This window comes from Bacteroides sp. NGMCC 1.200775 (genome assembly GCF_040798045.1).
Classification (GTDB): domain Bacteria; phylum Bacteroidota; class Bacteroidia; order Bacteroidales; family Bacteroidaceae; genus Bacteroides; species Bacteroides hominis.
In genome coordinates this window covers 67985-80134 of the sequence record NZ_JASCQK010000011.1, presented here as the reverse complement: position 1 = coordinate 80134, position 12150 = coordinate 67985, and the positions used below count along the sequence as shown (strand labels likewise).

The following is a 12150-nucleotide window of genomic DNA, read 5'->3' as shown; positions in this document are numbered from 1 at the left end:
ATGAAAAAGAATATTCATATATTGTTAGCTGCCACATTACTTTTCGGTGCCACCTCGTGTGAAGACTTTCTTCAGAAAGATCCTCCGTCAAGTCCTTCGCAAAGCGTATTCTGGCAGAAGAAGAGTGACTTTGAATCAGCTTTGGCCGGAACCTATTCGGTCATGTACTCCGGTGTATTCTCTCAGATTATGCCTTGTCTGGACGGATTGACCGATAATGCAATCGTGCAACACAGTGAAGGTACCTACGGTTGGGCCAAGACCATCGCCCAGGGAGACCTTACTCCCAATCAGGGCGGGTTCGTGACCGACATTTATGGTAATTGCTATAAAGGCATTGCCCGTGTACATATCCTGATGGAACAACTCGAACAGTATACCGGATCGGATATCAGTGCAGAGGATAAGAAGTTTATGTTCGCACAGTGTAAAGCGTTGCGCGGTTACTTTTATTCATGGTTGTATCAGTGTTACAAAGAAGTGCCTGTCGTGACCCAGTCACTCGATCTGAATACAATGTACCAGCCTAAGGCCACCCGTGCCGAAGTGTTGAACCGTGTGATGACCGACTATGACGAGGCTATCAGCGAATTGCCCGATAAACTGTATTCCGACTCACAGACATCCGGACGATTTACCGTTTCGGCTGTCAAGGCTCTGAAGGCGAGAATTCTGTTGTTCGATGCCTACGATAGCAATGGGAAGGCCATCCCTTCGAAGATGGAAGAGGTGCTGACTTTGTTGCAGAGTATCAAAGGATATAGCCTGGCAGCACGTGTACGTGACAATTTTATCTCTGAGAAACAATTGGCATCACCGGAAATCATGTTCTCCGTCCGCTTCCTGCGTCCGAACCTGACTCACTCCATGGACTTGTATTATGGTGCCTGGGCTGTTCTCGATCCGACCCGCAATATGGTGGATGCATTTGAATGTACGGATGGAAAACCGTGGGGAGAGTCGCCTCTGACCGTACGTCCTGACGAAAGCATATTGTATGGTAACAATGATGCGCTGAAGAAAGCAGAACGTGCCAAGATGTTCATGAACAGGGACCGCCGTCTGTATGAGTCGGTCAATCACTCCATGATGGCTAACTTTGCCAGTGACGGATGGAAAGACGAGGAGGTACAGGTGAACGAATCGAACAATAAAGGACCTACCGGTTTCAGCGCCCTCAAATACATTCAGCCTACGGATGTGACACCCGGATACAGTACTGTTTCGGATGCAGATGTAATCGTGTTGCGCTATGCTCATGTATTGCTGATGATAGCCGAGGCGGAGAATGAAGCCCATGGACCCACTACGACAGCTCTGGATGCTATAAACAAAGTAAGGACACGCTCCGGTCAGCCAGCTATCGGGGCAGGTATTTCACAGGACGACCTTCGCGAACGTATCCGGAACGAATGGCGTATTGAGACTTGTTTTGAAGGTTTACGTTACTTCCAGTTGAAACGATGGAAGCTGATGGATAAACTGGTGAACGGAGCGGAAGATCCCGCCTATCCGGGATATATCAAGGTGTATAAACCTGCATTTGAATTCTTCCCCATTCCGCAGTCCGAAATAGACAAGGCAGGCGGTGTCCTGAAGCAAGATCCGGCCTATGAGTAAGGGTACGAAGAAGACATGACCGGTAGCCGGATTCACGGTTGGTAATAAAGATGATAAGCCGACGGAACGCATGCTTTATAAGGAAGAAGCGCGTTGCCGTCGGCTTTTTGTATTTTAAAAGAGGAGGTCTTTTCCAGAACTCCGAAAGTAAGAATGATTATGCCATGATGAAAGCGTAAATCAGAATTCCCAACGTGGTCAGCAAACCGGCATAGATCGTGATTTCCGTATGTTTCACTTTGCCGAAGGAAGTGCCTTTGGCTATTTTCTTCAACAGATAGCACATCAGTGCAGCTCCGCAGCATCCTATGACAGCTCCTACAATCAGGTCGCCCGGATAGTGTACTCCCAGATAGATGCGTGTATAGCAGTTCAGTGTGGCCCATAGGAGAATGAAAAGGCTCAGCCACCGTTTGCGGAACAGGAAAACCAGGAAGAAGGCAAGTCCGAAAGAGTTGGAGGCATGACAGGATGGAAACCCGTAGCGTCCGCCCCGGTAGTTGTTTACTACGTGAACGAGGTCGGAGATCGGATTCTCCGGGTTTGCCGGGCGCAAGCGCTCTACGACGGGACGTATCAGGCCGGCACAAACCTGATCGGCAAAAGTAATGGTCAGCGCGATGGCAGCCAGACAGCACAAAGTTATTTTCCAGTTGAAATTCTTTAGCAGTACATACAAGATGCTGGCATACATCGGCACCCAGATCCATTTCCCGGTGAAGGTACTCATGAAATAGTCGGCAAAGGTGTTATGAAAACCGTTGAGGTATAGCAGCAGGTTCTGGTCTATGTTGGCCAGTGACTGGATAAGGTCGTTAGTCATATCGTTGTTGGGTTATGGGGTGATTATCTTTTAGCCAGGTCGTCGTACAGCTTTTGCAAATATGCTTTAGCTTTGGGTAAATTCTCTCCTTTATGTTCTCCTTCGTCCGAAACGACAGAGTTCGATTCACAGTTGAATACGACTTCATTTTCCGGTGTCATCATTCCGAAAGCGTTCGGGAAAGTGAAGAATCCGAAGTGAGGAGAGGCCGGGTTAAGCATGTTTTTACTGAAAGCGAACTCTTCGTGCGGAAGTCCCAGTTGCCCCAGCAGTGTGGCGGCAATGTCGATCTGTGAACCGTAAGTATCGATATGTTTCGGTTCTTTCACCGCTCCTCCTATGAAAATCAACGGAATCCGGTAACGGTCTACGGTCAGGTTGTCTATATCCTGCGGATAGGCTCCCAGATGATCGGGTACAAGAATGATGACCGTATTCTTCCATAAAGGAGTCTCTTTGAACCGACGTACAAAGTCGCCGGCACAACTGTCCGCATAAGCAAAAGCATTCAGTCTCGGATTGTCCAGCCGTTGAAACGGAACTTCGAAAGGTTCGTGACTGCTCGAAGTCTGTACTATTTTCATAAAAGGTTCTTTGGGAGGATTCTGTTCCAGGTCGTTCAGCAGTCGGTTGAATACCACATGGTCGTGTGCTCCCCATTTGCTGAGACGTTCGGAAAGAGGAAAATCCTTATCGGAAACAATGTTGTCGATTCCTGCCTGAATCAGGTAAGAACGCATATTGGTGAAGTCGGCATCTCCTCCGTAATAATATTGCAGGTCGTATCCTGCCTTTTTCAGGCTGCCGGGGATCGAAGGCAAGTGTTGCGTCTTCTTCGGGTACTTCATGATGCTGGTGGTCGGTTGTGCCGGATAACCACTGATGATGGCTGCCAGTCCGCGGTCGGTACGGAAACTGTTGGCGAAGAAGTGGGTAAACAAGACCCCTTCACGTCCGAACTGATCCATGTTGATAGCTACGTTGGGTTCTCCTCCAAGGGTTTCCATCAGTTTGGACGAGAAACTTTCGAGTATGATTAATACTACGTTCGGGCGTTCGGTAGTGAAAAGCTGAGGAACACTGTCGGCAGGAGTAACCGGATTATCCTTGAGTTCCGCGAAGAGTTTGTCGGCCTCCTCAGCCGTCATAAACCGGTATTGTTTGTCGAAATTATCCTGTCGCGACAACGACTCCATCAGGCTGAAACAAGGATTGATGGCCGCATGGTTCAGTCGCTGGTTGCTGCTGAAGTAAGCTTTGCTCAGATTCATGGTCGACACCGTGAAGCCTCCCCGTATCGGGATGAACAGGAGTCCGGTGACGAGCAGCAGAACTCCGGATACGCTTAACCGGTGGAAAGGTATTTTCAGAGGTTGCTTCTGATAAATCAGCACCCGATAGAATATCCAGTAAAGCAGGGCTGCATAAACGGCGATTGCGGCCAGTCCGGCTATTACGACCCAAATGCTGACACTGGCCAATGCGTCTTTGGGAGAAGAGAAGAGGTAAAAAAGCGGGGTGGCATCCAGACGGAACCCCCAGTATTCATATAACCCTAAGTCACCGATAAAGATACAGGATAGCAGGATGGCTATGATCATGAAGTATACCCGGCGTATCTGGCGGATAATGGAAGGTTGTATCCAGACCGAAGCGATCAGCAGTAGTCCGGGAATAGCGGTCAGATAACCGGCAAGCGAAAGGTCCAACGGAAGCCCGTGCCCTATCACGGAGAAATAATCAGTCCATGACACCTTATTATATAAGGTATGGTAGTAACCCATGAAAATTGGTTTCTGGAGGACGAATATGAGGACAAAAAGAAAATAAGTCGTGACGAATTGGATAAGTCTTCTCTTCATAAACTCTATACTTAAAAAGATTGAACGGTCACAAAGGTACGATTCTTTTCTTTATCTTTGCGCATTAACTGTGGTAAAACAGAGAGCTATATGGCAAAAATCGCAAAGAAACTTACCGAACTGATAGGCCATACTCCGTTGATGGAGTTGTCCGGTTATAGTCGTAAATACGGCCTGCAAGAGAATATTATCGCTAAACTGGAGTCATTTAACCCTGCCGGAAGCGTAAAGGACCGGGTGGCACTTTCAATGATCGAGGATGCCGAGAAGAGAGGAGTTCTGAAGCCCGGTGCCACGATCATCGAGCCGACCAGCGGAAATACCGGTGTGGGACTGGCCATGGTGGCTACCATTAAAGGGTATCAGTTGATACTGACCATGCCCGAAACGATGAGTCTGGAACGTCGCAATCTGTTGAAAGCACTGGGAGCACAAATTGTATTGACTGACGGGTTGGCAGGAATGGCCGGTTCCATAGCCAAAGCTGAGGAACTGAAAGATTCGATCCCCGGTTCGGTCATTCTGCAACAGTTTGAGAATCCTTCGAATGCGGAGGTGCACACACGCTTCACCGGCGAAGAGATCTGGCAGGACACTGACGGCCAGGTGGCTGTGTTTGTAGCGGGAGTGGGAACGGGCGGAACCGTTTGCGGGGTGGCCCGTGCACTGAAAAAGCATAATCCGGATGTATATATAGTAGCTGTGGAACCGGCGTCGTCTCCCGTACTTGAAGGCGGGAAGGCCGCTCCCCACCGTATACAAGGGATTGGGGCGAATTTTGTTCCCGGTATTTACGATGCTTCGGTTGTAGACGAAATCATGCCTGTGCCTGACGATGAGGCGATCCGTGGTGGGCGTGAATTGGCTTCTACGGAAGGACTGTTGGCGGGGATCTCTTCCGGAGCCGTTGTTTATGCAGCCCGCAAGCTGGCCGAACGTCCGGAGTTTAAAGGAAAGAGGATCGTGGCTTTATTGCCCGACACCGGCGAGCGTTATCTCTCTACCGAGTTATTTGCGTTTGACGCTTATCCTCTGGATTAAAAAGCACACTCGCGCTTGTCTGACATTTTAATATATATGAACCGGAGATCGGCTTCTGACCGATCTGTGGAGAAAGAAACTGTATGTTCAGCGTATACTCCCCATTACCGGTTCGTTTTTAATAGATTATTTATGAATCGAAAAACTATCATTGTTCCCTTTCCTTTGGGAGAGGGGATAGGGAGGAAGTATCTTTTTCTCCTTCTTTTCTCCATCTTTTCCATATCCCTTTCCGCCCAGACCTATCAGGAACTTTCTGAGAAGGCCGTCGAGTGTGTTGGAAAAGACAGTCTGGCGCAAGCCGAGGATCTTTTGAAGCAGGCATTGAGACTGGAACCGAAGAACCCCCATAATGCTCTGTTGTTTTCTAATCTCGGCTTGGTGCAACGCAAGCTGGGACGTTATAATGATGCTGTCGAGTCGTATACTTATGCACTCAACATTGCGCCGCTCGCCGTGCCCATTTTGCTGAACCGTGCCGCCATCTATCTGGAGCAGGGCATGCAGGACAAGGCTTATGTGGATTATTGCCAGGTGATGGATGTGGATAAGAAGAATACGGAGGCCTTGCTGATGCGGGCGTATATTTATATGTTGCGGCGGGATTATAAAGGGGCTCGTCTGGACTACCAGCGTTTGCTGGAAATTGATCCGAAGAATTATAACGGACGCCTCGGCTTGGCAACTTTGGAACAGAAAGAGGGCAAATTTCGTGAATCGCTCGATCTCCTGAACCAATTGTTGGTGGAATTTCCCGAAGATGCCGTTTTGTATGTGGCCCGTGCCGATGTAGAGCGGGATATGAAACATGAAGATCTGGCACTGGTGGATTTGGACGAAGCCATCCGCCTGGCGCCTAACTCCGTCGATGCCTATTTGCTGAGGGGGGATATCTATCTGGACCAGAAAAAGAAGTCGCAGGCGAAGGCAGATTTCGAGAAAGCTATTTCGCTGGGAGTGCCCCCTGCCGATGTTCACGAACAGATGCAACAATGCAAATAATTTCGGAAAATAATAGTCCGGAAGCTTGACTTTTGCTGTTGATTATCGTATCTTTGTAAGCGTAATCATAAACTATATTCAGATTAAAATACGGTAGAAGGGAGAAGTTGAAAGCTTTTCCCTTTTTTTATGCCTTTTCTGTTCATCGGCACGGGAAGCCGGTGTATATGGGGGGAAGCCCGGCTTTCGGATGATGAAAGCCCGGCTTTTCGGCCCAAACAGACGGTTGCTCCGACTCGGACAGACACCGTCTTCCGACCCGAATGAAGCTTTGTTCCGGTGCATTACAATATGTGTTATGAAAATATCTCCTATTGTTATCGGCCGGTGGTCTGCCCGGTTAATAAAACGTAAAACTGCTCTTGACAAAATCCGGTTGCGGTTTCTCTTCCGGTCATACAAACTGGCGGATCAGCGCGACAAATTCTTTTCCGTATTTTTTCTTTTTATATTCGCCAATCCCATTGATGTTGCCGAATGCTTCGACGGTTGTGGGACGCGACAGGCAGAGCAGGTGCAGCACTTTGTCCGATAACACGATGTATGCCGGGAGTGCTTCCTGGTCGGCCAGTTGCTTGCGCAACGCACGCAAGGCCTCGAAGAGGTCTTCTTCCTTGCTTCTGCTTTCTCCGTCCCATGCCTGTGCATGGACGTTTACGGTCTTTCTTCTCTTTCTGGCGGTAGCAGGCTCTTCTCTCCGGATGACAACCAGCATTGCCCTCTCACGGCCAAAAAGGACGTCACTTCCGCTCTTTGTTATTTTCAGGTGATTGTTTTCGTTGTAGGCTATCTCAAAGTATCCCATTTGCAGCATTTGCAGCAAATAGTCCTGCCAGTCGCGCGCCGGGATTTCTCTTCCGGCTCCAAACGTTTTCAGCTCTGTATAAGCTTTTTCGGTGATTTCAGCAGTAGGGTTCCCTCTCAGGATATCTATCAGGAGAGTTATGCCTGCCTGTTGGTTGGTACGGGCTATGGCGCTTAAGGCTTTTTGAACGATGACAGTTCCGTCGAAGCGCTCGGGCGGATTACGGCATACATCGCAGTTGCCGCAATCTTCAGTAGCCGTTTCGCCGAAATAGCTCAATAAGATACGTCGCCGGCAGATGTCGGCTTCGGCATATTGTTGCATCCGGTTTAATTTTTCCAGATTGATATTCTGCTGGTTGCTTTCTGTTGCAAACTTTGTCAGCAAAATCAGGTCGCCCAATGAATAGAATAAAATCGTATCGCTGGGCATACCGTCACGCCCCGCACGGCCGATTTCCTGGTAAAAACTTTCAATGCTTTTCGGCAGGTTATAATGTATCACCCACCTGACATTCGACTTGTCAATGCCCATCCCAAAAGCGATGGTGGCACATACCACTTCGATCCGGTCGTTGATGAAGTCGTCTTGTGCTTCGTCCCGTTGGCGGGCAGACAGTCCGGCATGGTAGACGCCGCAACGGATGCCGTGTTTTTGCAACATCTGTGCCACTGTTTCAGTTTTACTGCGGCTCATGCAGTAAATGATTCCGCTTTCACCCCGGTGGCGGGCAATGAAGTCTACGATGGCTTTGCTCTTCTCCTTGGGTTGGTAGCCTCTTTTTACAGACAGGCTCAGGTTAGGGCGGTCGAATGATGAAATAAATATCTCCGGCTGCTTCAGTTGCAGTTGGCGGACAATGTCTTCCCTTGTGATTTTATCTGCCGTGGCAGTCAGGGCAATCATGGGGATGTTGGGGAATTGAGTACGTAAGAATCCCATCCGGGCATATTCCGGGCGGAAATCGTGTCCCCATTGCGAAATACAGTGGGCTTCGTCTACCGCAAACAGTGAGATGGTCATATCCCTCAGCAGATAGTCGGCTTCGGAGAGCAGTTTCTCCGGTGATATGTAGAGCAGCTTGAGCTTGCCTGAGATACAGGCCCTGCGTAAGTTGGCATTTTCGGATTCGTCGTTGCTGCTGTTCAGTGCACCTGCAGGTATTCCGTTGGCACAGAGGGATTCTACCTGATCCTTCATCAGTGAAATAAGAGGTGAAATAACAATTGCAGTGCCTTCCATCAGCAAGGCCGGAAGCTGATAACAGATTGATTTGCCTCCCCCCGTGGGCATCAGAACCAGTGCGTCTCTCTTACTCATCAGGTTTCGGATGATCTCTTCCTGCAGGGGACGGAAGCTGTCATAACCGAAATAAGTTTTGAGGGTTTGTATCATTTGATATTTTTCATTCATCTTTCGGGCAAAGGTACGCTTTATTTCCGGGTTATTAAAAGTTAAATATTCTTATTAACGCCCCTTTTTACCCACTTTTCGACGATTTTGATTGTTTTTATATCAAAAATATATACGAAAAAGTTGTGTATATCAAAATAATGTATGAAATTTGTGACATCTAAAGTTACAAATTAATAGTGATATTTAAAAACAAACCCTAACCAGTTAATTCAATGAGTGATTTAGAAAACAAAACCCAGGAAGAAACTCCTAAAAAACGCCCTTACAATTTAAGGGAGAAGAAAGAAAAGAAAGCTGCTTACCGGTCTTTAATCAGACCAGAATTGGCAGATGAGTTGTATGACAAGATTCTGAACATCATTGTTGTACAGAAGAAGTACAGAGACCCTGACTATTCGGCTAAAGATTTGGCGAAGGAACTGAAAACCAATACCCGTTATCTTTCGGCTGTAGTTAATTCTCGCTTTGGTATGAACTATTCTTGCCTGCTGAACGAGTACAGAGTAAAAGATGCTTTGCACTTGTTGACGGATAAAAGATATGCCGACAAGAATGTAGAGGAAATCAGTGCGATGGTTGGTTTCGCTAACCGTCAGTCTTTTTACGCTGCATTTTATAAAAACGTAGGTGAAACACCCAACGGATATCGTAAAAAACACGCAGAAAAAAAGAAATAATTGCATTTCTTGAAACGGAATAAAAAGGAATTATCTCAGAGTACGGCTTTGAGGTATTTCCTTTTTATGTTTTATAACCTCAACGTCTAAAGGTATGAAGAAACATTTTATTTCAATGGCTGCGGCCGCAATCTTACTGACTGCTTGCGGCAGAGCCGAAAAAACAAACCCTGCTGCGGCAGATAATTTTAAATATACAGTGGAACAATTTGCAGATTTACAGATATTACGCTATCGCGTACCCGGATTTGAGAATTTAACTCTCAAACAGAAAGAGTTGGTTTATTATCTGACTCAGGCTGCGTTGGAAGGAAGAGATATTCTGTTTGATCAGAACGGAAAGTACAATCTTACCATCCGTCGGGCGCTTGAGACGATCTATACGGATTATGCCGGTGACAGAAACAGCCCGGACTTCGTGAATCTGACCACCTATCTGAAACGCGTATGGTTCTCAAACGGCATTCATCACCATTATGGTTCGGAGAAATTTGTTCCGGGCTTTACGCCGGAGTTTCTGAAACAAGCATTGCTCAGTGTAGATGCTTCCAGGCTGCCGTTGGCTCAAGGACAGACGGTAGAACAACTGTTTGAGGAGCTGTCACCCGTTATTTTTGATCCGAAGGTGATGCCTAAACGAGTGAATCAGGCGGACGGCGAAGACTTGGTGCTGACTTCGGCCAGCAATTACTATGACGGAGTCACCCAGCAGGAAGCTGAGGATTTCTATAATGCGATGAAGGACCCCAAAGATGAAACCCCTGTCTCTTACGGACTGAACAGCCGTCTGGTTAAAGAGAACGGAAAGATCGTCGAGAAGGTATGGAAAGTAGGAGGGCTTTATACACAGGCCATCGAAAAGATTGTGTATTGGCTGAAGAAAGCTGAAGGGGTGGCAGAAGACGAAGCTCAGAAGGCTGCCATCGGCAAGCTGATTGAATACTACGAGACCGGTGACCTGAAGACGTTTGACGAATATGCCATCCTTTGGGTGAAAGATCTGAATTCACGCATTGACTTTACGAACGGATTTACTGAAACATACGGTGATCCGCTCGGGATGAAGGCCAGCTGGGAGTCCATCGTGAACTTTAAAGACCTGGAGGCTACGCGCCGTACTGAACTGATAAGCGGCAATGCCCAATGGTTCGAAGATCATTCCCCAGTGGACAAGCAATTTAAGAAAGAAAAGGTGAAAGGGGTGACTGCCAAAGTGATTACTGCTGCCATTCTTGGCGGAGACTTATATCCGGCGACGGCCATCGGAATCAACTTGCCTAACTCTAACTGGATTCGCAGCCATCATGGCTCCAAGTCGGTCACTATCGGGAATATCACCGACGCTTATAACAAAGCGGCTCATGGAAACGGATTCAACGAAGAGTTTGTGTACAGTGATACAGAAAAGCAACTGATCGATAAATATGGTGATCTGACAGGAGAATTGCATACCGACTTGCACGAATGCCTGGGTCACGGTTCCGGAAAATTACTTCCGGGAGTTGATCCGGATGCCTTGAAAGCCTATGGATCTACAATAGAGGAGGCACGTGCCGATCTGTTCGGACTTTACTACGTAGCCGATCCTAAATTGCTGGAATTGGGCTTGGTGCCGGCTGAAGAGGCTTACAAGGCCGAATATTATACCTATCTGATGAATGGCCTGATGACCCAGTTGGTGCGTATCGAGCCGGGCAACAGTGTTGAAGAGGCTCACATGCGCAACCGCCAGCTCATTGCCCGTTGGGTGTTTGAGAAGGGTAAGGCCGATAAGGTGGTGGAGATGGTGCAGAAAGACGGTAAGACTTACGTCGTGGTGAACGACTATCAGAAACTTCGTCATCTCTTTGGCGAATTGCTGGCCGAGATACAGCGCATCAAGTCGACCGGAGACTTTGCAGCAGCCCGTTCGTTGGTAGAAACCTATGCCGTAAAAGTAGACCCCGAACTTCACTCCGAAGTATTGGCCCGCTATAAGAAACTGAACCTGGCGCCTTATAAAGGATTCGTGAATCCAAGATACGATGCGGTAACCGACGAGAAAGGAAATATAATTGATGTAAAAGTAACCTATGATGAAGGCTGTGCCGAGCAGATGCTGCGTTATAGCAGGGACTATTCGCCACTGCCTTCTGTAAACGATTAACCCATGGATGTAAAAGAACAATTGAAAGATATTAAAACACAGCTCCGTCTCTCTATGAACGGAGTTGTGTCACAAAGCATGCGTGAGAAGGGGCTGGACTATAAACTGAACTTTGGTGTTGAGTTGCCCCGTATCAAGAGCATCGCCGCTGCTTATGAGAAGAACCATGACTTGGCACAAGCCTTGTGGAAAGAGAATATCCGCGAGTGTAAGATTCTGGCAGGTTTATTGCAGCCGATAGATACCTTCTTTCCCGAGATAGCTGATATCTGGGTAGAGGATATCCGCAATATTGAGATAGCAGAACTTACGTGTATGAATCTGTTTCAAAACCTGCCTTATGCCCCGGCGAAAACTTTCCAGTGGATTGCGGATGAGGCGGAATATACACAAGTTTGTGGCTTCCTTACCATAGCCCGTCTGTTGATGAAAAAGGGAGATATGGCCGAACGCCCTGCGGGTGAATTGCTCGATCAGGCGATTTGTGCCGTACAATCGGGAAGTTATCATGTCCGTAATGCGGCAATGCTTGCTATCCGTAAGTATATGCAGCATAGTGAAGAACATACTTTCCAGGTATGTCGCCTGGTAGAAGGCATGGCCAACTCTGATAAAGAAGCGGAACAGATGCTGTATACGATGGTGAGAGAGGAAATTAGCGATTAACGATAAGGTTGTGTCGAAACTTCACCACAGATTACGCAGGTTTTCACGGATTATCAACATCGATAATCAATGACTTAAAACTCACTCAGTGT

9 protein-coding genes are annotated in these 12150 nt (G+C 47.6%); 6 read left to right on the top strand and 3 right to left on the bottom strand.

The window, feature by feature from the left end; translation table 11 throughout:
* Positions 1-1620 (top strand): RagB/SusD family nutrient uptake outer membrane protein, encoded by a 1620-nt coding sequence (locus QK890_RS19730; protein ID WP_250712253.1) that lies wholly within the window; start codon positions 1-3, stop codon positions 1618-1620.
* Positions 1621-1777: 157 nt separating this feature from the next.
* On the opposite strand, the gene QK890_RS19725 is transcribed toward QK890_RS19730, so the two are convergent.
* A complete protein-coding gene (locus tag QK890_RS19725; protein WP_250712254.1) occupies positions 1778-2443 on the bottom strand; it encodes a phosphatase PAP2 family protein in 666 nt (221 codons plus the stop codon).
* 23 nt (positions 2444-2466) lie between these two features.
* Positions 2467-4305 (bottom strand): alkaline phosphatase family protein, encoded by a 1839-nt coding sequence (locus QK890_RS19720; protein ID WP_220654144.1) that lies wholly within the window; start codon positions 4303-4305, stop codon positions 2467-2469.
* A 90-nt stretch (positions 4306-4395) separates the two neighbouring features.
* Between QK890_RS19720 and cysK the strand changes: the two genes are divergently transcribed.
* Both cysK and QK890_RS19710 read left to right on the top strand, forming a co-directional pair.
* Positions 4396-5346, top strand: coding sequence for a cysteine synthase A (gene cysK / locus QK890_RS19715; RefSeq protein WP_005807854.1), 951 nt, complete (start codon positions 4396-4398; stop codon positions 5344-5346).
* Between the two features lie 150 nt (positions 5347-5496).
* Positions 5497-6348: a lipopolysaccharide assembly protein LapB gene (locus tag QK890_RS19710; protein WP_080715580.1), complete on the top strand. Its 852-nt coding sequence runs from the start codon at positions 5497-5499 to the stop codon at positions 6346-6348.
* Between the two features lie 394 nt (positions 6349-6742).
* On the opposite strand, the gene recQ is transcribed toward QK890_RS19710, so the two are convergent.
* The gene (gene recQ / locus QK890_RS19705) at positions 6743-8548 is read right to left on the bottom strand and encodes a DNA helicase RecQ (RefSeq protein WP_005807850.1); all 1806 of its coding nucleotides are present in this window, start codon (positions 8546-8548) and stop codon (positions 6743-6745) included.
* A 233-nt stretch (positions 8549-8781) separates the two neighbouring features.
* Between recQ and QK890_RS19700 the strand changes: the two genes are divergently transcribed.
* From QK890_RS19700 to QK890_RS19690, 3 genes are all read left to right on the top strand, one after another.
* On the top strand, positions 8782-9246 hold the full coding sequence (locus tag QK890_RS19700; protein WP_005780854.1) for an AraC family transcriptional regulator: 465 nt from the start codon (positions 8782-8784) through the stop codon (positions 9244-9246).
* Positions 9247-9340: 94 nt separating this feature from the next.
* Complete coding sequence (locus tag QK890_RS19695) at positions 9341-11392, top strand: dihydrofolate reductase (protein ID WP_367627515.1); 2052 nt, start codon at positions 9341-9343, stop codon at positions 11390-11392.
* Between the two features lie 3 nt (positions 11393-11395).
* Positions 11396-12058, top strand: a complete 663-nt coding sequence (locus tag QK890_RS19690) for a DNA alkylation repair protein (RefSeq protein ID WP_234072734.1) — start codon at positions 11396-11398, stop codon at positions 12056-12058.
* Positions 12059-12150: the final 92 nt, after the last annotated feature.

Bases quoted from the DNA above. Each gene is read 5' to 3' on its own strand.
- QK890_RS19730 (WP_250712253.1), top strand. From the start codon at position 1: ATGAAAAAGAATATTCATATATTGTTAGCTGCCACATTACTTTTCGGT.
- cysK (WP_005807854.1), top strand. From the start codon at position 4,396: ATGGCAAAAATCGCAAAGAAACTTACCGAACTGATAGGCCATACTCCG.
- recQ (WP_005807850.1), bottom strand. From the start codon at position 8,548: ATGATACAAACCCTCAAAACTTATTTCGGTTATGACAGCTTCCGTCCC.
- QK890_RS19695 (WP_367627515.1), top strand. From the start codon at position 9,341: ATGAAGAAACATTTTATTTCAATGGCTGCGGCCGCAATCTTACTGACT.
- QK890_RS19720 (WP_220654144.1), bottom strand. From the start codon at position 4,305: ATGAAGAGAAGACTTATCCAATTCGTCACGACTTATTTTCTTTTTGTC.
- QK890_RS19690 (WP_234072734.1), top strand. From the start codon at position 11,396: ATGGATGTAAAAGAACAATTGAAAGATATTAAAACACAGCTCCGTCTC.
- QK890_RS19700 (WP_005780854.1), top strand. From the start codon at position 8,782: ATGAGTGATTTAGAAAACAAAACCCAGGAAGAAACTCCTAAAAAACGC.
- QK890_RS19725 (WP_250712254.1), bottom strand. From the start codon at position 2,443: ATGACTAACGACCTTATCCAGTCACTGGCCAACATAGACCAGAACCTG.